15 protein-coding genes and 1 tRNA gene are annotated in these 22,874 nt (G+C 69.0%); 9 read left to right on the top strand and 7 right to left on the bottom strand.

Features of this window, described 5'->3' with window-relative positions:
- The coding region (locus ACLQ6X_RS02575; protein WP_411698602.1) for a DEAD/DEAH box helicase at positions 1-1,309 on the bottom strand (1,309 nt) is incomplete at its 3' end.
- Positions 1,310-1,466: 157 nt separating this feature from the next.
- Between ACLQ6X_RS02575 and ACLQ6X_RS02570 the strand changes: the two genes are divergently transcribed.
- Positions 1,467-2,183, top strand: a complete 717-nt coding sequence (locus ACLQ6X_RS02570) for a ferritin-like fold-containing protein (protein ID WP_411698601.1) — start codon at positions 1,467-1,469, stop codon at positions 2,181-2,183.
- A gap of 96 nt (positions 2,184-2,279) precedes the next feature.
- Here the strand turns inward: ACLQ6X_RS02570 and ACLQ6X_RS02565 are convergent, their stop codons facing one another.
- Both ACLQ6X_RS02565 and ACLQ6X_RS02560 read right to left on the bottom strand, forming a co-directional pair.
- Entirely contained in the window at positions 2,280-2,576 is a 297-nt protein-coding gene (locus ACLQ6X_RS02565) for a hypothetical protein (RefSeq protein WP_411698600.1), read from the bottom strand.
- Between the two features lie 2 nt (positions 2,577-2,578).
- The gene (locus ACLQ6X_RS02560) at positions 2,579-2,803 is read right to left on the bottom strand and encodes a DUF3107 domain-containing protein (RefSeq protein ID WP_411698599.1); all 225 of its coding nucleotides are present in this window, start codon (positions 2,801-2,803) and stop codon (positions 2,579-2,581) included.
- 99 nt (positions 2,804-2,902) lie between these two features.
- Between ACLQ6X_RS02560 and ACLQ6X_RS02555 the strand changes: the two genes are divergently transcribed.
- Both ACLQ6X_RS02555 and ACLQ6X_RS02550 read left to right on the top strand, forming a co-directional pair.
- A complete protein-coding gene (locus tag ACLQ6X_RS02555) occupies positions 2,903-6,061 on the top strand; it encodes an ATP-dependent helicase (RefSeq protein ID WP_411698598.1) in 3,159 nt (1,052 codons plus the stop codon).
- Positions 6,062-6,066: 5 nt separating this feature from the next.
- Complete coding sequence (locus ACLQ6X_RS02550; protein ID WP_411698603.1) at positions 6,067-9,279, top strand: ATP-dependent helicase; 3,213 nt, start codon at positions 6,067-6,069, stop codon at positions 9,277-9,279.
- 117 nt (positions 9,280-9,396) lie between these two features.
- Here the strand turns inward: ACLQ6X_RS02550 and ACLQ6X_RS02545 are convergent, their stop codons facing one another.
- Positions 9,397-10,395, bottom strand: a complete 999-nt coding sequence (locus ACLQ6X_RS02545) for a phosphotransferase (protein WP_411698597.1) — start codon at positions 10,393-10,395, stop codon at positions 9,397-9,399.
- A gap of 67 nt (positions 10,396-10,462) precedes the next feature.
- Between ACLQ6X_RS02545 and nudC the strand changes: the two genes are divergently transcribed.
- Positions 10,463-11,392, top strand: coding sequence for an NAD(+) diphosphatase (gene nudC, locus ACLQ6X_RS02540; protein ID WP_411698596.1), 930 nt, complete (start codon positions 10,463-10,465; stop codon positions 11,390-11,392).
- Positions 11,389-13,110 carry an ATP-dependent helicase gene (locus ACLQ6X_RS02535; RefSeq protein ID WP_411698595.1) on the top strand — a complete coding sequence of 574 codons (1,722 nt, stop codon included), beginning with the start codon at positions 11,389-11,391 and terminating at the stop codon, positions 13,108-13,110. The genes nudC and ACLQ6X_RS02535 overlap by 4 nt, the downstream gene beginning before the upstream one ends.
- On the opposite strand, the gene ACLQ6X_RS02530 is transcribed toward ACLQ6X_RS02535, so the two are convergent.
- Both ACLQ6X_RS02530 and ACLQ6X_RS02525 read right to left on the bottom strand, forming a co-directional pair.
- On the bottom strand, positions 12,995-13,894 hold the full coding sequence (locus ACLQ6X_RS02530; protein WP_411698594.1) for a hypothetical protein: 900 nt from the start codon (positions 13,892-13,894) through the stop codon (positions 12,995-12,997). The two genes, ACLQ6X_RS02535 and ACLQ6X_RS02530, sit on opposite strands and share 116 nt — an antisense overlap.
- A gap of 147 nt (positions 13,895-14,041) precedes the next feature.
- Positions 14,042-15,424 carry a zinc-dependent metalloprotease gene (locus tag ACLQ6X_RS02525; RefSeq protein WP_411698593.1) on the bottom strand — a complete coding sequence of 461 codons (1,383 nt, stop codon included), beginning with the start codon at positions 15,422-15,424 and terminating at the stop codon, positions 14,042-14,044.
- 117 nt (positions 15,425-15,541) lie between these two features.
- On the opposite strand from ACLQ6X_RS02525, the gene ACLQ6X_RS02520 reads away from it, so the two are divergent.
- The 4 genes from ACLQ6X_RS02520 (at position 15,542) to ACLQ6X_RS02505 (ending at position 20,616) form a co-directional block, all read left to right on the top strand.
- Complete coding sequence (locus ACLQ6X_RS02520) at positions 15,542-16,654, top strand: PDZ domain-containing protein (RefSeq protein ID WP_411698592.1); 1,113 nt, start codon at positions 15,542-15,544, stop codon at positions 16,652-16,654.
- A gap of 75 nt (positions 16,655-16,729) precedes the next feature.
- Positions 16,730-19,627 (top strand): UPF0182 family protein, encoded by a 2,898-nt coding sequence (locus tag ACLQ6X_RS02515; RefSeq protein WP_411698591.1) that lies wholly within the window; start codon positions 16,730-16,732, stop codon positions 19,625-19,627.
- A gap of 2 nt (positions 19,628-19,629) precedes the next feature.
- Positions 19,630-20,478, top strand: a complete 849-nt coding sequence (locus tag ACLQ6X_RS02510; RefSeq protein WP_411698590.1) for a class I SAM-dependent methyltransferase — start codon at positions 19,630-19,632, stop codon at positions 20,476-20,478.
- Between the two features lie 64 nt (positions 20,479-20,542).
- Positions 20,543-20,616 (top strand) — tRNA-Met (locus tag ACLQ6X_RS02505).
- Positions 20,617-20,760: 144 nt separating this feature from the next.
- Here ACLQ6X_RS02505 and ACLQ6X_RS02500 read toward each other — a convergent pair.
- Positions 20,761-22,671 carry a BglG family transcription antiterminator gene (locus ACLQ6X_RS02500; RefSeq protein ID WP_411698588.1) on the bottom strand — a complete coding sequence of 637 codons (1,911 nt, stop codon included), beginning with the start codon at positions 22,669-22,671 and terminating at the stop codon, positions 20,761-20,763.
- Positions 22,672-22,874: the final 203 nt, after the last annotated feature.

Raw genomic sequence — 22,874 nt, 5'->3', positions numbered from 1 at the left:
CCGCTGAGTCGCGGGGCGGGCGCCCGCCACGGTCGCCGCCGGAGCGCTGGCCGCCGTCACGGCCGCCGCGGCCACCGTCGCGCGAACCCGACTGTGCCTGAGGTTCGCGCACGCGGGGCGGGCCGGCCGTCTTGAGGCGGCCCTTCGAGTCTGCGGGGATGTCGAGGTCGGCGTAGAGGTGCGGCGACGACGAGTAGGTCTCCATGGGCTCGGGGATACCCATCTCGAGCGCCTTGTTGATGAGCGACCACTTGTGCATGTCGTCCCAGTCGACGAACGTCACGGCGATACCGGTCTTGCCCGCGCGGCCGGTGCGGCCGGCGCGGTGGAGGTACGTGTCGTGGTCCTCGGGGATGGTGTGGTTGATGACGTGGGTGACGTCATTGACGTCGATACCGCGCGCCGCGACATCCGTAGCGATCAGGATGTCTTTCTTGCCGGCCTTGAACGCGACCATCGCGCGCTCGCGCTGGTCTTGGTTGAGGTCTCCGTGCACGGCGGCGGCGTTGAAGCCGCGGTCGTTGAGTTCTTCGACGAGCTTGGCCGCCGCGCGCTTCGTGCGCGTGAAGACGACGGTCTTGCCGCGGCCCTCGGCCTGCAGGATGCGGGCGATGACCTCGTCCTTGTCGAGCGAGTGTGCGCGGTAGACGACGTGCTTGATGTTCTTCTGCGTCAGGCCCTCGTTGGGGTCGGTGGCGCGGATGTGGATCGGCTTGTTCATAAAGCGACGCGCGAGCGCCACGATCGGGCCGGGCATCGTCGCGGAGAAGAGCATCGTGTGGCGGGTCGTCGGCGTCTGCGCGAAGAGCTTCTCGATGTCGCTGAGGAATCCCAGGTCGAGCATCTTGTCTGCCTCGTCGAGCACCATGACCTTGATGTCCTTGAGCGACAGCATGCGCTGGCTCGCGAGATCGAGGAGACGGCCCGGCGTTCCGACGATGACCTGCGCGCCGGCCTTGATCTGCTCGACCTGGCCCTCATAGGCCTTGCCGCCGTAGATGGCAGCGACCTGCGTCGAACGGTTGGATGCCGCGAGCGTGAGGTCTTCGGCAACCTGAACGCACAGCTCGCGCGTCGGTACGACGACCAGCGCCTGCACGCCGGGGGCGGGGTTCAGCCCGAGCTCCTGCAGCAGGGGGAGACCGAACCCCAGGGTCTTACCGGTACCCGTCTTGGCCTGGCCGATGATGTCCTGTCCGGCGAGACCCATGGGGATGGTCTGCTCCTGGATGGGGAAGGGCTCGACGATGCCCTTGGTTGCGAGTGCGTCGACCATGTCCTGGTCGACCTTGAGATCAGCGAATGTCAATTGAGTGAGCCCTTACGGATTACGAGGTACGCCCGCTTTGTCCTAGGGCGTAGGGCCCCCGCCAGAAATGGGGGGCATTGGCGTCAGTTTAGCCGTTTGTGCTGGGAAGAGGGGTCGCCGCGCTGCCCACGGCGTGTGCGCCCCCTAAGCTGGCCTCGTGGTCAATTGGTTTTCGCGCACGGGCAAGCGCGCAGAAGTTCCGCGTCTTCGTCCCCGGTCGGAGACCGAACCTGCCACGAAGGTCGACCTCGCGGAACTCACGCCCGACCTCCTCACCTTCCTCGGCAAGGCCGCGTATCTGCAGCTGACCATCTTCGAGAACCTCGGCCGCGCCATGGCCATCGCGCCCACGACCGAGGCCAAGGAGGTCCTGAGCCGGGTAGCCGCTCTGTCGCTCGCCAAACACCACGGGCTCACCGCCGAAATCCGCCGTCACGGCGAAGAACCGGGCGCCGTTATGCAGCCGTTCACCCGCGCGATCGACGACTACCAGCGCGCCACGCAGGGCGGCGACTGGTTCGAGGAACTGCTCGCCTGCCACATCACGGCGGGGTTCCTGGACGACTTCTTCGTGCACCTCGCGGCCGGACTCCCCAGCGACTACGCCGCGCGGGTGACCACGGTGCTCCGCGCCGACTCGGGCGCCGAGCTGCTCGCCGACGAGTTGCGCCGCGAGATCGAGGCCGACGACACACTCGACTCGCGCCTCGCCATGTGGGGCCGCCGGCTCGTGGGCGACACGATGCTGGTCGCGCGCGCCACGCTCGCGCCGAGCGCCATCAGCGTGAGCGACGAGGCGCGCATCGAGCCGGTGTTCACCGAGCTCATCGCCGCGCACACGCGTCGTATGGACGGCCTCGGGCTCACGGCCTGACCTTCAACGTCCCGCCGGCGCTGTCCCATCGGCGCTGCGCGGTTGCGCAGGCAGCAGCCGCGCGCCGAGAGAACAGCGCGGGCGCGTTCGGCCTGGTTACGCGCGGCCGCCCGACAGCTCGGTGAGCAGCGCACGGTCGGCCTCGTGCCGACGGCGCGGGATGCGCAGCGCCACAACGAGGGCCGCGAGGATGCCGGCCGCGAGGGCGATCACCCAGATCCAGCCGCCGTCGAACGTGAAGCCGAGCCAGAGCAGGCCGACCCAGACGACGGATGACACGGCTGCCGCCACACCGGCGGGAAGCGCGACGCCGTACGTCTCACGTCCGCGCAGCAGGAACGGCAGGGTGAAGCCGACGCCCGCGGCGATGAGCACGACGAACAGCAGCTCCATGGTCAGGCCACGAAACCGACGCGACGGGTCGACTCGGAGCCGATCTCGATGTAGCCGATGCCCGAGACGGGAACGATGTAGAGCTTGCCTTTGCTGTCGACGAGCTTGACGAACGTGGTGTTCGACTCGAGGGCGGTCGCGACGATCGACTCGACCTCCTGGGCCGTCTGCGACGACTCGAAGTTGATCTCACGGGGGCTGTTGATGATTCCGATGCGAATGTCCACGATGCAAGATTACGACACCGCGCGAGCACGCCGCCGACACGTTCACTGTCGGCATAACGCTGGACGGCCGTGTCGGTGCCGCCGGGTACCGTATTGAGCGTGGCCATCCGGGGATTCGAACGAGCGAACGCTCCCGCCGCGGGTACCGCGGGTGTACCGCTCGACCCCTCGCAGCGGGCCGTCGTCGACACCGCAGACGCCGAATCGGCGGCCGTGATCGGCGCCCCGGGCACCGGCAAGACCGCGACCCTGATCGAGCTGGTCGCCGACCGCGTGCTGCAGCGCGGGTGGAACGCCGACGAACTCGTGGTGCTCACGCCTAACCGCGCCTCGGCCACGCGCCTGCGCGACGCTCTGTCGCTGCGCCTCGGCGTGGCCACCAACGGCCCGATCGCCCGCACCACCAACTCCGTGGCGTTCGAACTCGTGCAGCACGCGGCCCAGATCGCCGGGGCCGACCGCCCGAAGCTGCTCACCGGCGGTGACCAAGACCAGATCGTGAAAGAGATCCTGCAGGGGCACATCGACGACGGCACCGGGCCCGCGTGGCCGGCGATCCTCGCGCCCGAGGTGCGGCAGCTGGGCGGCTTCCGCACCGAGTTGCGCGAACTGATGATGCGCGCCACCGAGTTCGGCGTCTCCCCTCAGCGGTTGCGCGAGCTCGGCGCGCTGCACGACCACGCCGAATGGGTCGCGGCCGCCGACTTCATCGACGAGTACCTCGGCATCGTCGGGTCGATGGCGCAGAACGCGCTCGACGCCGCCGAGCTCATGGCCTTCGCCACCGCGGCGCTCGAGAAGGACATCGGCGACAAACTCGGCCGGCTCAAGCTGGTGATCGTCGACGACCTGCAGGAGACCACCGAGGCCACCATCGGCCTGCTGCGCGCGTTCGTGGCCCGCGGCGTCGCCGTGGTCGCCTTCGGTGATCCGGATGTCGCGACCAACGCCTTCCGCAGCGGCGAACGTGACGCCCTCGGCACGCTCTCCACGCGGCTGGGGCTGCCCGGCCTGCGCACCTTCATCCTGAGCACGGCACACCGGCAGGGCCCCGAGCTGCGCGCCCTCACCAGCGCGGTGACCGACCGCATCGGCACCGCCGCGGCCGGCAGGCAGCACGCGGCCGTGGCGGGCGCCGCGGCATCCGCCCAGCCCGTCGTCACCGTCGAGGCCGCGACGCCCGCCCGCGAGGTCGCCGCGATCGCGCGCCTGTTCCGCCAACACCACCTGCTGGGCGGGGTGTCCTTCGCGCGCATGGCCGTGGTCGTGCGCACCGGCTCGCTCATCCGGCCGGTCTCGCGCGCGCTCGCACTCGCCGAGGTGCCCACCCACACCCTCGCCGGCGCGACCGCCCTGCGCGACGACCAGGCCGCCCGCGCGCTCGTCACCGTCGTCGACGTCGCGCTCGGCCGCACCGAGCTCACGCCGCCGCTCGCCACCGAGATCATGCTCAGCCCGTTCGGCGGCTTCGACCGGCTGGCCCTGCGCCGACTGCGGGTCGCCCTGCGCGCCGAAGAGCTCGCCGGCGGCGGCAACCGCAGCAGCGACGACCTGCTCGTGGAGGCGCTCTCCGCGCCCGGCCGGTTCGCGACGATCGACCACCGCATGGGCCGCAACGCCGACCGCATCGCCCAGACCCTCGCGGCGACCCGCGAGCTCGCACACACCGACGGCTCGATCGAGCAGCTGCTCTGGCTGGTGTGGGAGCGGTCGGGCCTCGCCAAGGTGTGGTTCGAGCAGGCTCTCGGAACCGGCCTCACCGCGGCAGACGCCAACCGCAACCTCGACGGAGTGATGGCGCTGTTCACCGCCGCCCGCCGCTTCGCCGAGCGACGCCCCAACGACTCCGCCCGCCTGTTCATCGACGACCTGCTGGGGGCCGAGGTGCCCGAAGACACCCTCGCGCCGCAGACGAGCGGCGAGTCCGTGCTCGTCACCACGCCCTCCGGCGCCGTGGGCATGGAGTTCGACGTCGTCGCGGTCGCCGGCCTGCAGGAGGGCGTCTGGCCCAACCTGCGCATCCGCGGATCCCTGCTCTACCCCCAGGCGCTGGTCGAGGCGTCGAAATCGACCCTGGCCGATGCCTCGGGTTCGGACGCCATCGACCAGCGCAAACAGGTGCTCGGCGACGAGCTGCGCATGTTCGCGCTCGCCGTCTCGCGCGCCCGCAAGCAGGTCATCCTCTCGGCGGTGGCAAACGAAGACGAAGCGGCGTCGGTACTCTTCCGGCTCGTGCCCGACGGCCTCGCGGTCGCACTCGACCCGACCGAATGGCACCCGCTCTCGTTGCGCGGCGTCACCGGCAGGCTGCGCCGCGAACTCGTGCGGCCCCGCCCCGACGCGTCGCCCTCGTTCGCGGCGACAGACCGGGCGGATGCCGCGGCCTCCCTTGCCCGTCTGGCCAGAGAGAGCGTTCCGGGCGCCGATCCCGCCGAGTGGCACGGCGTATTGCCGCCGTCGACGACCGGCCCGCTGCACGACCTCGACGATCCCGAGGTCGTCGTCGGCGTCTCGCCGTCGAAGCTCGAGGCGTTCGAGGAGAGCCCGCTCAACTGGTTCATCGACGTGATGAGCGGCACCCAGACCAGTACGGCGATGGGGCTGGGCACCATCGTGCACTGGGCGATGGAGACCGCCACCGACCCGTCGCTCGACGCGCTGTGGGAGGCCGTGCAGTCGCGGTGGAGCGAGCTGCTCTTCGAGTCGCCGTGGCTCGCCGAGAAGCAGAAGCGGGCGGCGCGCGTGCTCACCGCCGGACTCTCCGAGTACCTGCACGACTTCCACACGGCGGGCCGGAAGCTCGTGGCACCCGAGGCGGCATTCAGCGTCGTCGTCGGCCGCGGCAAGCTCAACGGCAAGATCGACCGCGTCGAAGAGCACGAGAACGGGTCGATCGTCATCGTCGACCTCAAGACCGGGCGCGCCGAGACCAACCAGACGAAGATCGACGCCAACGCCCAGCTCGGCGCTTACCAGCTCGCCTACGACCACGGCGTGCTCGAGCAGCTGCCCGACGGCCACCAGCCCGGCGGCGCGAAACTGCTCTACGTGGCATCCGGAAAAAGCGGCAAGCTCTACCGCGAGGCCGTGCAGGGTCCGCTCGTCGGGGCCGAACTCGACGAACTGCGGGCGCGCATCGAGCTCGCGGCCATCGGCATGGCCGCCGCCGAGTTCGCGGGGGTCTTGAACCTCGACAGCTACGGCTCCGGCAACGACCCCAAGTACCGCATCCACCTGGCGAAGGCGGTCAGCGCTTGACACGCGTGACGACCGTCTCGACCAGGATCAGCGCCCTCGACATCGCCGCCGCGATCGCGGGCAACCCGCCCACCCCGCAGCAGCGCGCCGTGATCGAGGCCGACCTCGCCCCGGCCCTCGTGATCGCGGGCGCCGGAAGCGGCAAGACCGAGACCATGGCCAACCGCGTGCTCTACCTGCTGGCCAACGATCTCGTGAAGCCGAGCGAGGTGCTCGGGCTCACGTTCACGCGCAAGGCGGCCGGTGAACTGGCCACGCGCATCCGGGAACGCATCGAACAGCTCGCCGAGGCCGGCCTCATCGGCGACGACTACGACGTCTTCGACGCGCCCACCGTCGCGACCTACAACTCCTTCGCCAACTCGATCTACCGCGACAACGCCGCGCTCATCGGCCGCGAGAGCGACGCCGCCGTCTTGAGCGAGGCGTCCAGCTGGCAGCTCGCCCGGTCCATCGTGGTTGCGAGCCACGACGAACGGCTCGCCGACCTCGACAAGAGCGTCGACGTCGTGACCAAGGCCGTGATCAACCTCAACCACGAGCTGAGCGAGATCGAGCACGACTCCGACGACGTGCGCCGCATGGTGGGCGAGCTCGGCTCGGTGCTCGAGCTGCCCTACGGCGGCCGGTCGAACGCGCGCTACCCCGACGTGCGCAAGGCCGTCGAGGCCGTGCAGGGCCTGCCCGTGCTGCTCGACCTGGCCGACGCGTTCGCCGCCGCAAAAGCGAGCAGGGGGCTGGTCGAGTACTCCGACCAGGTCTCGCTCGCGCTCACGGCCACCGAGCGCGTGCCCAAGGTCGCCGAAGAACTGCGACAGCGGTTCGCGGTCGTTCTGCTCGATGAATACCAGGACACCTCGGTCGTGCAGACCCGCCTGCTGAAGAGACTGTTCCGTGACCACGCGGTCATGGCCGTCGGAGACCCGCACCAGTCGATTTACGGATGGCGCGGCGCCAGCGCCGCGAACCTGGGCAGTTTCCCGTCCGACTTCAGCAGCACGCCCGCCCGCGTGGCGAAGTACGACCTCTCGACGAGCTGGCGCAACGGGCACGCGATCCTCGCTGCCGCCAACGCCCTCGTCGAGAAACTCAACCTCGTGACCACCGTCGAGGTGGGCGCGCTCACGGCGAGCCCGGCGGCCTCGGGCGAAGACCTCTCGGTCGTGTTCGAAGAGACCGTGAACGACGAGGCGGCGGGCACAGCGGCCTGGCTCAAGGCCCAGCTGGCGATCCCGTCGGCCAAGGGCGAGCAGCGCTCCGCCGCCCTGCTCATGCGCACGCGCTCCACGATGTCGGTGTTCACCGCCGCGCTCGACGCGGCCGACGTGAAGTACCACGTGCTCGGAATCGGCGGCCTGCTGCAGGAGCCCGAGATCGTGGACCTCGTGAGCGCCCTCTGGGTGGTCAACGACCCCACTGCCGGATCGCAGCTCATCCGCCTGCTCACCGGGTCGCGCTGGCGGCTCGGAGTGCAAGACATCCACGCGCTCAGCCGGCTCGCGTCGTGGCTGCGCGACCGCGACTACGCCCAGCAGCCGCTCGACGACGACCTGCGCCAGGCGATGCGCGACTCGGTCGCCGACAACGAGGGCGGCTCGATCGTCGAGGCGCTCGACTTCATCGCGCATTCGCGTCGCGAGCACGGGGCGCTGAAGAACTTCAGCGAGACCGGGCTCGACCGGCTGCGCGACGCCGGCGCGCTCTTCGCCCGGCTGCGCTCGCGCGCCGGGCTCGAGCTCGTCGACTTCGTCACCCTGGTCGAGCAGGAGCTCATGCTCGACATCGAGGTCGCCGCTAACGACCGGCTGCCGCTCGGCAACGGCAACCTCGAGGCGTTCTTCGACGCGCTCGGCGGCTACCTCGCGAGCGACGACCGCGCGTCGCTCGGAGGCTTCCTCGGCTGGCTCGCCGTGGCGGAGTGGCGCGACAGCCTCGGACCGCGCCCAGAAGACCCCGAGCCGGGAACCGTGCAGCTGCTCACGATCCACGGCTCGAAGGGGCTCGAGTGGGACATCGTCGCGGTGCCCCGCCTCGTCGAGGGCGAACTCCCGGGCGCGGCGAAAGACGGCTACAACGGCTGGCTGTCGCTGGGGGCTCTGCCCTACGAGTTCCGCGGCGACGCGAACGAGCTGCCGATGCTGCGCTGGCGCGGCATCGAGACGCAGAAGGAGTTCGACGACAACCGCAAGCGGTTCAAGCTCGACCTCGAGACCCGGCACCGGCTCGAAGAACGCCGGCTCGCCTACGTGGCCGTCACCCGCGCCCGGCACTCGCTGCTGCTCAGCGGGTCGTTCTGGTCGAAGCAGTCGAAGCCGCGCACGCCGAGCGAGTTTCTGCTCGATCTCGAAGAGTCGGGCGTGATCGGCGAGCTGCCGGTCGAGAGCGACCACGAAGAGAACCCGCTCGGCAGCGAGCCCGAATACCTGCAGTGGCCGGTCGACCCGTTGGGGGTGCGCCGCCAGCGCGTGGAGGCGGGGGCCGCGGCGGTCAGGGCGGCGGTCGCCGACGAGACGCCCACCTCGGGCGCACCGCACCCGACAGGCAAGTGGAGCGAGGACCTCACCCTGCTGTTGCGCGAGCGTGCCGCACGCATCGGTGCCAACGAGCTGGTGGCGGTTCCCACCCGCGTCTCCGCCTCTCGCTTCAAGGACTTCGTGAGCGACCCGGCATCCGTCGCATCCTCCCTGCGTCGACCGATGCCCGAGCGTCCGTACAAGGCGACCCAGATCGGAACGCTCTTCCACGCCTGGGTCGAGCAGCGCTACGGTATGGGCGGCACGAGCGAAGAGCTCGACACGCTGGGGTTCGAGCTCGACGAGGGCGAGGCCGTCTCGAACGACGCCGAGCTGGTGCGGCTGCAAGACGTCTTCGCGCGCTCGGTCTGGGCCGGTCGCAGGCCGGTCGACGTGGAACGCGAGATCCACCTGCCGTTCGACGGCCGCATCGTGATCTGCAAGATCGACGCCGTCTACCGCGACGGCGACCGCTACCAGGTCGTCGACTGGAAGACCGGCAAGGCGCCCAAAGACGCCGCCGACCTCGAACGCAAGCAGCTGCAACTGGCGCTCTACCGGCTCGCCTACGCGCGCTGGGCGGGCATCTCGCCCGACCTCATCGACGCGGTGTTCTACTTCGTGGCCGACGACACGGTCGTGACACCCGACCGCATCTTCGACGAGGCCGAACTGCTGGCCCTCTGGCGCGAGAGCATCGGCTGACCGAGCCTCCACGGTGAACAGGGCCGCGTGCCCGCAGACGCGCGATCCGTCCTGTCGAACGGTCGCGGCGGCGCATCCGTCCTGTTGACGGAAGCGGCAGGGACCGAAGAGCCGGATCTAGACCGCGCGCTCGGTGCGATCGAGCAGCGCCTCGACGTCTTCGATCGTCGAGGTCTCCATCGTCTGCGGGTTCAGCGGGTTCATCACATCGTTGATGGTCGAATCGACCAGCGCGCTGAGCATCTCGACCGCGTCATCCACGATCTCGGTGCTGCGGGTGTCGGTGCCGTGCAGCAGCCACTTGGCGATCTCGTGCTCGGCGTAGAGCTTCGCGCGCTGGCGCACGTGGCGGTCGCCCGAGCCGCGGACGGCGGTGTACGAGTCGAAGGCGCTGTCCGCGACGGCCTCCGGTGCGCCGAGCAGCCAGGAGAGGTCGCGGGCCGGGTCGCCGACTCGCAGCTCCTGCCAGCCGAGCAGGCCGGTGACGACGCCGTCGGACGAGAGGAACGAGTCGGCGCTCAGCGCGCTGTTGATCGGCGTGGTCTGGAACTGCCAGAGCTTGCTGTCTTCGGTGGCGCGTTCCCACCGGCCGAGCAGGGCGGGCGGAACGAGGCCGGTCGCCGAAGCGCGGTCCATCACGCTCACGGCGGCGCGCAGGCACTCGCCGGCGGTGAGCACGGGCAGGCCGGCATCCGCGACGAAACTCGTGGGCAACATGTGCACGGCGGCGATGGACGACCCGATGGCCGCTGCGAGCCCGTGGGGTCCGGCGTCGAGACGGCCGAGGCCCACCTTGGTGCCGTAGACGAAGTCGTAGACGATCGCGCGGGTGCCCGAGACGGGAACCTGGCCGACGTAGCTGGAGACGGCGAAGGGGAGGCGCGTGCGCACGCCGGCGCTGATCGCGCGCAGTGCGACGAGGTCGGCGGACTGTTCCGCCTCGGCCCGCTCGTTGCGGGGGACCCGGATGATGAGGTGGCGACCATCACGAGCGGTGAGCAGGGCCGCGTCGAAGTCGTTGTTCTGCGCCGAGCCGAAGCTCGACGTGGCAACGAGGTCGAGGTCGTCGACGGCCGAGGTCGCGAGCGCGGCTAGAGTGAGATGGGATCTGGCCATACCCAACAGGGTAGATTGCCGCACCCCCGCTTTCCCCGAACGCCACGCACTTCCGATGGGCCTGATCATGCCGAATTCTTTCCTCGCCCGTCTGCCTCTGTCGCGGTACGAGGTCGACCGCGACTATCTGACACGCGATCTTCCGGATGCCATCGGTGTGCTCTTGCAGGATCCCGCGACGCGCATCCTCCCGCTGTTCCAGGGCAGCGCGCTGCTGTCGACCCCGACGGCGCTGGCCCTCGTGCCGGTGAGCGCGGTGCCGGCCGCGGAGCTCTACGTCTACCTCGGCCGCTCGATCTCGACGACCAGCCCGGAACCGGTCGGAACACCCGTCGTCGCAGCGGTGCTGACCGACGCCGGCCATCTCGCCGAGTCGGACTGGGGCAACCTGCGCCAGGTCGGCGGCGTGCTGAGCGACCGTGACGCCGGCCTCTTCACCGAAGCCCTCGGCATCGTCAACTGGCACGCCTCGCACCCGTTCTCGCCGAAGACCGGAGTGGCCACCTCGCCCGGCAAGGCGGGCTGGGTGCGCGTCGATCCGACGACGGGCCGCGAGATCTTCCCGCGCACCGACGCCGCGATCATCGTGGGTGTCACCGACTCGCACGACCGACTACTGCTCGGGTCGAACGCGCTCTGGGCCAGTAACCGGTTCTCGCTGCTCGCCGGGTATGTCGAACCGGGGGAGTCGCTCGAGGCGGCCGTGATCCGCGAGATCTTCGAGGAGTCGGGCGTCACCGTCATCGATCCCGTGTATCTCGGCAGCCAGCCGTGGCCGTTCCCGGCCTCCCTGATGCTCGGCTTCACCGCGCGCGTCGACCCCGCCGTCGAGAGCGAGCTCACGCCCGACGGCCACGAGATTCTCGAACTGCGCTGGTTCAGCCGCGACGAGCTGCGCGACTCGCTCGGCGAGATCCTGCTGCCAGGCCCGACGTCGATCGCCCGCTCGATCATCGAGCGCTGGTACGGCGGCCCGCTCGACGACGGCGCGGCGTGACGTCGAGCGAGCTGCGCAGCGCGGAGAGCCTCCTCGCCGGCCTCGACGACCAGCAGCGGGTCGCCGCCGAGACCCTGCTCGGCCCGGTGTGCCTGCTGGCCGGTGCCGGCACCGGCAAGACCCGCGCCATCACCCACCGCATCGCCTACGGCGTCGCCACCGGCGTGTATCCGCCCGGTCGTGTGATGGCCCTGACCTTCACCAGCAGGGCCGCGGGCGAGCTGCGCAGCCGACTGCGCCACCTCGGGGCCGCGGGGGTCTCGGCGCGCACCTTCCACGCATCCGCCCTCTCGCAGCTGAACTTCTTCTGGCCGCAGGTCGTCGGCGGAACGATGCCGCGCCTCATCGACAGCAAGGCGCGCCTGCTGGCCCAGGCGGCCGAAACGATCCGGCTGAAGCTCGACACGGCGACCCTGCGCGACACCGCGGCGGAGATCGAGTGGCGCAAGGTCTCACGGCTGAGCATCGAGCAGTACGGTGTGGCCGCGCAGTCGCGCACCCTGCCGCCCGCGCTCACCATCGACAAGGCCACCGCGCTGCAGCAGGCCTACGAGAACCTGAAAGACGAACGGCGCCAGCTCGACTTCGAAGACGTGCTGCTCGCCACCGCGGGCATGATCGAGACCGAGGCGCGGGTCGCCCAGCAGGTGCGCGAGCAGTACCGGTTCTTCGTGATCGACGAGTACCAGGACGTCTCGCCGCTGCAACACGACCTCGTGAAACTGTGGATGGGGGAGCGCAACGACCTGTGCGTCGTCGGTGACGCCAGCCAGACCATCTACTCGTTCGCCGGTGCGACGCCCGAGTACCTGCTCGGCTTCCAGAACGCCTACCACGACGCCACGGTTGTGCGGCTCGAGCAGAACTACCGCTCGACGCCCGGCATCATCGAGGCCGCCAACCGGCTGATGAAGGGGAGACCCGGCGCGCTCACGCTGCACTCGCCCCCCGACGCCGAGGTGCCCCCCGGCGCGATGCGCCCGCCGCTCGTCGACGGCTTCGACAGCGACACGACCGAGGCCCGCGCCGTGGCCAAGGCGGTGGCCGACGAGATCGCCGAGGGCACCCGGCCCGAGAACATCGCGATCCTGTTCCGCATCAACGTGCAGGCCGCGGCGATCGAGGCCGCCCTCAACGCGATCGGCGTGCCCTATCTGGTGCGCGGCGCGACCCGTTTCTTCGAACTGCGCGAGATCAAGGAGGCGCTCATGATGTTCAAGGGGGCGTCGGTCTCGATCCAGGGCGAGCCGCTGTTCAAGACCGTGAGCGACGTGCTGCGCTCCCTCGGCTGGACCCAGGAGGCACCCGAGACCCGCGGCGCCGTGCGCGACCGCTGGGAATCGCTGAACGCGCTCATGGGCCTCGCCGAGCAGACGCCCGCCGGCACCACCCTCCGGGACTTCGTCGACGACCTCTTCGAACGTCAGGCCGCTCAGCACGAGCCGACGCTCTCGGCCGTGACCATCGCGACGCTGCACTCGGCGAAGGGGCTCGAGTGGGACTCGGTGCACCTCGTCGGGCTCAGCGAAGGGCTCGTGCCGATCACCTACGCGAAGACCGAGGAGGCGATCGACGAGGAGCGCCGCCTGCTCTACGTCGGCATTACGCGGGCTCGGCGAAAGTTGAGCCTGTCGTGGGCCGCGACGGGTACGAATTCCGGCGGCTACCGCCCAGGGCAGCGGCAGGCGAGCCGCTTCCTCGCCGAACTGCAACGCTGACCCCGGTGCAGCCGCACTCGGGGTGCGGCAGCCAGGCGCGGGTCGTGGTCGCGCCCGACCGCGAGTCGATCTCCGTCGAGAGATGCGCGGATGCCGCGTGCCCCTCGTCGAGCCTCGTGAGCGCCGCGCGGCTCGCCGCCACGGCGATCTCGCCGGCCACGAGGGCCGTCTCGATCTGCGACCGCCGCCCCCACAGCTGCGCCGAGAGCGCCGGCCACGCCGGGTCGGCATCGGTGTGGTACCGCTGCAGGCAGTAGAGGCACGGGCCGGTGCCCGGCTCGATCAGCGGCCCGACGCTCGTGCTGGTGTCGGACAGCACGACCGGCAGGTGCGGGATGTCGCGGCGCAGCCACAGCCCGTGCAGGTCGGGCGCGAGAACGAAGTGCCCGACCGCGATCGCGAGGTCGCACGAGGTCGCTGCCGCCTCCTCGACCTCGGTGGCGCGGTTCACCAGCACACCCTCGGCGGCGAGGTTCGCCGCGATGCGGTCGGCGGTCGCGCCCGAACCGACGAGGCACACCGTGTGGGCGCCCACCGGCGCGGGCGTCTCGAGCGCCGGGGCGACGGCGGCGAGCAGGGCCGCCGCGGCGTCGTCGTCCACGCCCCCTCCCCGGGCGATCATCGCGAGCCCGGGCTGGCTGACGCCGGCGAGCAGCGCCGAGAGCATCAGCTCGTCGGCCGTCGAGACCTCGTGCAGCACAACGACGGGGGAGGCGACGCCGAGCTGCAGGCTCGACGGCGACCGCCAGACGAGCGGATACCGCGGGTCGAGTTTCAGCACCATGCGGGAGAGGATGGCACGGCCGGGCCAGGGCGCGAGCGAACTATCCACAGACCTGTTGCGGGTTGAGTAGGAGCGCCAGCGACGTATCGAAACTCCCCGAGGTTTCGATACAGGCCCTAGAGGGCTTTACTCAACCCGCAGGCTGCGTCAGTCTTCGCGCGGCCGCTCGGTGGAGTCGTCGTTCAGCAGGTCTTCGATCGCCTGGTCCACGTCGTCCGGCGCCGGGGTGCCGGCCTTCAGGCGTGCCACGAGGGCGCTCGGATCGGTGATGTCATCGGCCGTGGGCACCAGGTCGGGGTGCGACCACAGGTCGTCCCTCGTTTCGGCACCGACGGCATCCGTCACCGCCTGCCACATCGCCGCCGCCTCGCGGAGGCGACGAGGCCGCAGCTCGAGGCCGACCAGAGTGGCGAACGCCGACTCAGCGGGCCCGCCCGAGGCGCGGCGGCGACGCACGGTCTCGGCGATCGCGACGGCGGAGGGAAGGCGCGAGGTGGCCTGGGCGGTCACGACGTCGACCCAGCCCTCGATGAGGGCGAGGGTCGTCTCGAGGCGCCCGAGGGCGGCGAGCTGGTCGTCCGACTTCGGCGGGATCAGGGCGCCGCTGGTCATGGCGGCGCGCAGCTCTTCGGGGTTGGCCGGGTCGAAGTCGCTCGCGAGCTCTTCGAGTCGGGTCGTGTCGATGCGGATGCCGTGGGCGAACTCGGTGATCGAGGTCATGAGCTGCAATCGCAGCCACTTGGCGTGGCGGAACAGCCGCGCGTGCGCGAGTTCGCGCACGGCCAGGTACAGCTGCACCTGGTCGACCGGCACGTCGAGTCCCGAGGCGAAGGCGGCGACGTTCTGCGGGATCATGGCGGCCTGCTGGCCGGATTCGCCGTGCTCTGATTCACTATTCGCTGACGCGGCCAGCGAGCCGAGAAGCGGGATGCCGATGTCGCCGCCGGAGACGACCTCGCTCGACAGCTGCCCGACGACGTGGCCGAGCTGCATCGCGAAGAGCGTGCCGCCGACGTTGCGCATGAGCTGGCTGGCGCCGGCGATCATGTCGGTCATCTCTTCGGGCGCCTGGTCTTTCAGCACCTCGGTGAGCGAGTCGGCGATGCTCGTGGCGACCGGCTCGGCGAGCTGGATCCAGATCGGCATCGTCGCGGCCACCCACTCGCTGCGGCTCATCAGCCGGGGCTCGACCGTGAGCTCGGAGATCTCCGTGGCCTCGGCCAGCCAGAGGGACGCCACGTGGAAGGCCTGTTCGAGCTGCGACCGCTCGGCGGGCAGCGACACCACGGTCGTGCGCGACGCGATGTTCTTCGCCTGCTCGAGGGCGAGGCCCCAGTTGATGCCGTCACCGCTGGTCTTCAGTGCGTTCTGCAATTGCGCGATCAGCTGGGCGACGACCTCGGGGTCGTTGGGCAGTCCGGCGGCGCTCGCCAGCTTGCTCGGGTCGAGGTCGGTGTTGCCCTCCAGGAAGGCGCGCAGCATATCTCGGAACTCTTCTTCGGACGGCTCTTCCCGTGAATCTTCAGGCATGCAAACTACGCTAGCTGCTGCGCGCCGGATGGGGCGGGGTTTTCGCCTAGGCTGGTTCTTCTGGCTGTGCGCCCGTGGCGAACACTCTTTTTCGTCCGTCTAAACAAAAGGATTACGGTGACGCTTTTCGCCGATTCCGACCCGGTCTCTCGGCCGCGTCGCTCCCGTGGGTCGACCGTCGGTTGGTCCCTCATTCTGCTCGCGATGCTCGTGACGCTGGTCGTGGCGCTCGTGCCCTCGCCCTACGTCATCGAACAGCCCGGGCCGGTCTTCAACACCCTCGGGCAGGTGGACGTCGGGGGAGAAGAGGTCCCCATGATCGAGATTGCGGATGCCACGACGTACCCCACGAGCGGAGCGCTCGACATGCTCACGGTGTCGATCAACGGCAACCGCGACAACCGGCTGAACTGGTTCCAGGTCGCCTCGGCCTGGTTCGACTCCAGCAAGGCGGTCGTGCCGCTCGACAATGTCTACCCCGCGGGGGTCACGGTCGAGCAGTCGAACGAGCAGAGTCAGATCGACATGCAGAACTCGCAGCAGGAGGCGATCGCGGCCGCGCTCACCGAGCTCGACTACGACTTCACCACGAGCCTCGAGGTCGTCGACATCGGTGCGGGCACCCCTGCCGACGGGCAGCTCGAGGCCGGCGACACCATCGTCAGCGTCAACGGCGAGACCTTCACCGACGTCACGGGGCTGAAGGCGACGATCGCCGCGAACGGCGTCGACACCCCCGCGACCGTGGTCGTCGAACGCGACGGCGCCGAGCAGACGCTCGCGGTGACCCCGGTCATGAGCGGCGGCACCGCATCGGCGCCGATCGTCGGCATAACTGTGAAGGGCGACTTCCAGTTCCCCATCGATGTAACGATCCAGCTCGAGAAGGTGGGCGGGCCGAGCGCCGGCCAGATGTTCGCCCTCGGCATCATCGACAAGCTCACTCCGGGCGAGCTCAACGGCGGCGAGAACATCGCCGGCACGGGCACCATCACGGGCGACGGCACCATCGGCCCGATCGGCGGCATCCGCCAGAAGATGTACGGCGCGGTGGGCGCGGGAGCATCCTATTTCCTCGCGCCGGTCGACAACTGCGACGAGGTCGTCGGACACGTGCCCGACGGACTCGACGTCTTCGCCGTCACCACTCTCGACGACTCGCTCGCCGTACTCGAGGCCGTCTCGGCCGGGACCTCGACGGCCGATCTCCCCGTCTGCGAGGCGGGCTGACAACAAGGCGCAGCTATCTAGCAGTCGCCTCCGTTACGATGACCGAGACCGACCACTAAGGCCAGGAGCCGTCGCTTGACTTCCACAGCAAACCCACCCGTCAGCCGCACGAGGGTCACCCTCGCGATCACCGCAGCGATCCTCGCCGTGCTGGTGGTGATCTTCTTCATCGTCGCCGGTTTCTACACCGACGTTCTGTGGTTCGACCAGCTCGATTTCCTCAACGTGCTCACGACGCAGTGGATCGCCACCGCGGTCATGTTCGTCGTGGGGTTCCTGGCGATGGCCGTGCCCGTCTGGATCAGCATCGAGGTCGCCTTCCGCGCCCGCCCGGTCTACGCGAAGCTCAATTCCCAGCTCGACCGCTACCAGCAGGTCATCGAGCCGCTGCGTCGCCTCGCGATGTTCGGCATTCCCGCAGTTCTCGGACTCTTCACCGGCGTCTCGGCGGCCACCCGCTGGCCCGTCGTGCTGCAGTACTTCAACCGCACGCCGTTCGGTGAAACCGACCCGCAGTTCGGACTCGACGTCTCGTTCTACATGTTCGAGCTGCCGTTCTTCCGCGGCGTCGTCGCCTACGCCTCGGCGATCGTGCTCATCGCCGGTATCGCCGCCCTCGCCACCACCTACCTCTACGGCGCGATCCGTGTCACGGGCCGCGAGGTGCGCATCTCGCGTTCCGCCCGCATCCAGCTCGCGATCATGGCCGCTCTCTACGTGGCCCTCCAGGCACTCAGCATCTGGCTCGACCAGTACACGACGCTCGCCTCGCGCGGCGCCGGCTACCTGCAGACCGGTGCCGGCTTCACCGAGGTCAACGCCACCATCCCCGGCCGCGCGATCCTCGCCATCGCCGCCGGTGTCGTCGCGTTGCTGTTCGTGGTCACCGCGATCATCGGCCGTTGGCGCCTGCCCGTCATCGGCACGGCACTGCTGCTGGTGAGCGGCATCATCCTCGGCGGCATTTACCCGTGGATCGTGCAGCGCTTCCAGGTGGAGCCGAGCGCTCGCACGCTCGAGTCCGAGTACATCGACCGCAGCATCGAAGCCACCCGCGACGCCTACGGCGTCGCCGAGGTCACCGAGACGCCGTACAACGCGACGACCGACGCCGAGCAGGGCGCCCTCCGCTCCGACGCCGAGACCACCGCGAACATCCGCATCATCGACCCGGCCCTCGTTTCCGAGTCGTTCGCGCAGCTCGAACGATTCCGCCAGTACTACCAGTTCCCGGCACACCTCGACGTCGACCGGTACAACATCGACGGAACCGTGCAAGACACCGTCATCGCGGTGCGCGAACTCGACCAGGAGGGTCTCGGCGACTCGCAGACGCCGTACTCCAACGCGTTCGTCTACACCCACGGCTACGGCGTGGTCGCCGCGTACGGCAACCAGCGCACCACCGACGGTCAGCCGGTGTTCCTCGAGTCGGGCATCCCCTCCACGGGTGCGCTCGAGATCGAAGAGCCGCGCATCTACTTCGGCGAGGAATCGCCCGCCTACTCGGTGGTCGGAGCGCCCGAGGGCGATACCCCGATCGAGCTGGACTACCCGTCCGGTGACGACGACGACGCGTCGAACATGACGACGACCTACGAGGGCGACGGCGGCCCGATGCTCGACAACCTGTTCTCGAAGCTCGCCTACGCGATCAAGTTCCAGAGCGAGCAGATCATCCTGTCCGACGCCGTGACGAGCGAGTCGCAGATCCTCTACGACCGCGACCCGATCGACCGCGTCAAGAAGGTCGCCCCGTACCTCACCACAGACAGCGACGCGTACCCCGCGGTTGTCGACGGCAAGGTTCTCTGGATCGTCGACGCCTACACGACGAGCGCGAACTACCCGTACTCGCGTGTCGAGAAGCTCAGCGACACCATCGTCGACACGACGACACCTGCCGTGCCCTACGCGGTCGACAACGTCAACTACATCCGCAACTCGGTCAAGGCCACGGTCGACGCCTACACCGGCGAGGTGACCCTCTACGCGTGGGACACGGAAGACCCGATCCTGAAGACCTGGCAGAAGATCTTCCCGAACTCGCTGCAGTCGGCCGACGACATGAGCGCCGACCTGCTCAGCCACATCCGCTACCCGGCGGACCTGTTCAAGGTGCAGCGGGCGATCCTCGGATCGTTCCACGTGACCGACGCGAACTCGTTCTACTCGAGCGACGACCAGTGGGTCACCCCGAACGACCCGACGTCGCCGGCCGCAGCCCCCACGCTGCAGCCGCCGTACTACCTCACGATGCAGGTGCCCGGCACCGATGCATCCGCCTTCACGCTGTATTCCACCTTCATCCCGCGCGCCGCTGCGACCTCGAGCAGCAGCATCCTCACCGGCTATCTGGCGGTGAACTCGGACGCGGGCCCGGACTACGGCAAGTTGACGCTGCTGACCCTGCCCAAGCAGGACACGGTGCCCGGCCCCGGCCAGGTGCAGAACAGTTTCAACTCCGACACCGAGGTGGCCAGCCAGCTGTCGCTGCTGCAACGCGGTGACACCGAGGCGATCCAGGGCAACCTGCTCACCGTGCCCGTCGGAGGCGGTCTGCTCTACGTGCAGCCCGTCTACGTGCAGGCGACCGGTGGCACAAGCTACCCGCTGCTGCGCAAGGTGCTCGTCGCGTTCGGTGACCAGATCGCCTTCGAAGACACCCTCGACGAGGCTCTCGACTCGCTGTTCGGCGGAGACTCCGGTGCCGACGCCGGCGACGGCGGCACCGTCGTGACCCCGGCGCCCGGCGAAGAGGTCGACCCGGAGACGGCGCCCGAAACCCCGGCTCCCGCACCGACCGACCCCGGCACCGGCGACGAGCCCACGCTGGCATCGGCTCTCGCCGACGCGAAGCAGGCGCTCGCCGACCGTGAGGCGGCCTACGCGGCCAACGACCTGGTCGCTGCGGCCGAGGCGGACAACCGCCTCACCGCTGCCCTTGACGCCGCGCTGGCAGCCAGCGAGTAGCGATGGTCGAGCTCGGCTCCGGCGACTGGCTGGACGCTAACCGCGCGCAGTGGGACGAACGCGTCCCACTGCACGTGGCGAGCGAGTTCTACGACCAGTCGAAGCTGCGAGCCGGGCACGGCATGCTGACCCCGATCGACGAAGCCGAGCTCGCCTCGCTGTTCCCGGACGGGCTCGAGGGCAAGCGCATCCTGCACCTGCAGTGCCACTTCGGCGCAGACACCCTCGCTCTCGCGCAGCGCGGGGCAGAGGTCGTCGGCGTCGACTTCTCGAGGCCGGCGATCGTTCAGGCGCGCGCGCTGGCCGTCGAGCTCGATCTCGCCGACCGCTCACGCTTCGTCATCGCCAACATCTACGACCTGCGGCACACCCTGCCGCAGCCGGAGTCGTTCGACATCGTCTTCACCACCTGGGGCACGATCGGTTGGTTGCCCGATGTGGCCGAGTGGGCTCGCATCGTGGAGTGGTTCCTGAAGCCGGGCGGCACGCTGTACTTCGCCGACGGGCATCCGGCCGCGTGGGTGCTCGACGGCGGCGCAGACGAACTGCCCGCGCTGCGATATCCGTATGACTCTGATGGAGCCCCCGAAGTCGGCGACGACATCGTGGATTACGCCGACGAAAGCGCGGTTCTAGACAACACGCGCACCTACGAGTGGCCGCACCCTCTCAGCGAGATCGTCACGTCTCTGCTCGCCGCGGGGCTCACGCTCGACGTTCTCCACGAGCACTACGAGATTCCGTGGAAGATGTTCGGCCTGCTGCAGCCCGCCGGTGAGGGCATGTTCCGCTGGCCTGACACCAAGTGGTTGCCGCTCGCACTGGTTATCGGGGCGGGTAAATCCGCCTGAACGGGCCGTGAACGTGCGGGGTGGAAACCCCGCCCCGAAACCCGTGCTATCGTTGATCTTGCAGCGCGGGGTGGAGCAGTTCGGTAGCTCGCTGGGCTCATAACCCAGAGGTCGCAGGTTCAAATCCTGTCCCCGCAACAGAGAAGAAGTCCCGGTCACTTGTGGCCGGGACTTCTTGCTTTAACGCGCGGCTTCAACAGGATGAAACGTGGCCGGCGCCCGCTCGACAGGACGGTTCGCCCAGCTCGCGCCGCGGCATCCTGTCGAAGAGCGCGCAGCCAGCTACTTGTCGATCATCCGCACGAGCTCTTCGATGAACTCGGTGAATCCTGTCGAGCGCTTGATCAGCTCGAGCACGCCGGCCCGGTCGGTGAAGACCTCGACGAACTGGTCGAACGTCGACTGGAACGACGCCCGTCCGCCCGAGTTGAACGCGATGAGTGCGATCACGTTCACGCGGTTCTCTCCCCAGGGCATCGCGGTCTCGTTCACCGCGATCGCGATCGACGTGCGCGTCGCGGTCATCGCCATGGCGTGCGGCACGGCGATCGACTCGGTGAACGCGGTCGACGACAGCAGCTCGCGCTCGATCGCGCCGTCGATGTAGGTCTGGTCGATGATGCCGCGGTCGACCATGCGGTCGCCCAGCACGCGGATCATCGACGCCTCGTCTGCCGCCTGCACGTTGCGTAGAAAGAGCGACTCGTCGAAATAGCGCAGCAGGTCGTCTTTGATCCGGATGCGGCGCCGGTGCCGACGTACCCGAGAGATAGCCCGTCTCACGTGCTCCACGTCGCCCTCGGTGAGGAACGGCTGGATGACCACGACATTGTCGCCCGCCCCCGGGAACGCGATGGTGGTGAGCACGAGGTCGGTGGCGAAGTCGCCGGAGTCCACGTCGGTGCGGGTGACCACGACCTCGATCGACAGCTCGTCGCCGAGCGCCGCCTCGATGTGGCCGCGCAGGATGTCGTGCATGTCGTAGTAGCCGGGGGAGACGATGGCCACCGTGAGGCGCTCCTCGTGGCGCGACTGCCGCTCGAGGTGCGACCCGATGTGCATGGCGATGTACGAGATCTCGTCGTCGTTGATCGTGATCGACTTCTCTCGCTGGATCTGGCTGGCCATGAACACGGCTACGTCGTAGATCATCGGGTACGACGTCTTGATCGACTTCACGAGCGGATTGCGCGAGTACGAGTTGTCTTGCGCGCGGGCGATCAGGTTGCCCACGTGCAGGGCGAACCGCACCATGAACGTCTCGTCGTCGAGGTCGAGCAGGTACTCCTCGCCGACCTGGCCGACGACGCGCCGCACCGTCTCGAGGTGTTCCGGAACGACGTAGTTGTCGACGACCGACTGCACCGGCTCGTTCTGCCCGGGCGTGATCACCCGGGTGGTGAGCAGTTTGGCCAGGTAGTCGAGATCGGTGCGATCGAGCTCGACGTCGAAGTGGGCACGCGTGAGGCCGGCGAGCGCCGAGCTGATCGGGGTGGCGGTGTCGCTCGCGGCATCCGCGATTCTGGGGGTGGGGCGTCGGATGACACGGTCCACCGCGATGGCGACGTGCAGCAGCACGCTGTTGACCCCGTACTCGTTGACGAAGTAGCCCTGGCCCTCGAGCATCCCGATGAGCGCCGTCTTGAAGGCGCCGAGGTCTTCGGAGACGAATTCGCGCTGCACGTTCTCGAGCTCGAGAAACCCCTGCGCGCTTTCGGTGCGGAAGATCTTGCTGAGCACCCGGCGGTACTCCGCCTCGGTGCCGGTGAGTGCGACGACGCTGCCGTGCCGGCTGAGGGTGAGGCCGGCCTCCTCGCCGAGCGCCTTGACCTTGCGCAGGTCGTTCTCGATCGTCGACTCGCTCACGTAGAGACTGTCGGCCAGGGCGTGCACGTCGATGCCGCCCGGCTCCTCGGTGAGGCGGCGGACGAGGTGGTGCACGCGGTCGCGGGGCGTGTCGGCGTCCCGCCCGCGCGTGCCGCTCGCGAAGGTGGCGTAGGCCTCGCGGTTCAACCGGTAGCCGTTGGTCGACGACGAGATGATGCTGAGGGGGTGAGCCGCGGCTTTCGCCGCCGTGACATAGCTGCGCACGCTGCGCGTCGTCACCCCGAGGTGTTCTGCCAGCTCCGCCGCGGTCACGCGGGTGTCACTCTGCGACAGGTAGTGAAGCAGGCGCTCATACTTATCGCTCATTTACAGCAACTTAACCACGTTCACGCGGTCGGCGTGGGCGGCGAGGCGCTATCTTCCGCGGGTGCGGAAAGAGAATTACTGGAGCGGCGGGCGGATTCGTTCAAAGATAGAGGTCTAAGTACGTCGATTCGCTGTTACGCAGGGAACGCAAGGAGGCGATCCATGACCACCATTCTGATTATTTGTGGTGCCGGCGCTTCGAG

It is taken from the genome of Conyzicola sp. (assembly GCF_046714715.1).
Classification (GTDB): domain Bacteria; phylum Actinomycetota; class Actinomycetes; order Actinomycetales; family Microbacteriaceae; genus Conyzicola.
The sequence above is the reverse complement of the archived record's forward strand: the minus strand, read 5'-3'. Positions and strand labels throughout refer to the sequence as shown.

Bases quoted from the DNA above. Each gene is read 5' to 3' on its own strand.
- nudC (WP_411698596.1), top strand. From the start codon at position 10,463: ATGCCGAATTCTTTCCTCGCCCGTCTGCCTCTGTCGCGGTACGAGGTC.
- ACLQ6X_RS02500 (WP_411698588.1), bottom strand. From the start codon at position 22,671: ATGAGCGATAAGTATGAGCGCCTGCTTCACTACCTGTCGCAGAGTGAC.
- ACLQ6X_RS02510 (WP_411698590.1), top strand. From the start codon at position 19,630: ATGGTCGAGCTCGGCTCCGGCGACTGGCTGGACGCTAACCGCGCGCAG.
- ACLQ6X_RS02545 (WP_411698597.1), bottom strand. From the start codon at position 10,395: ATGGCCAGATCCCATCTCACTCTAGCCGCGCTCGCGACCTCGGCCGTC.
- ACLQ6X_RS02525 (WP_411698593.1), bottom strand. From the start codon at position 15,424: ATGCCTGAAGATTCACGGGAAGAGCCGTCCGAAGAAGAGTTCCGAGAT.
- ACLQ6X_RS02530 (WP_411698594.1), bottom strand. From the start codon at position 13,894: ATGGTGCTGAAACTCGACCCGCGGTATCCGCTCGTCTGGCGGTCGCCG.
- ACLQ6X_RS02565 (WP_411698600.1), bottom strand. From the start codon at position 2,576: ATGGAGCTGCTGTTCGTCGTGCTCATCGCCGCGGGCGTCGGCTTCACC.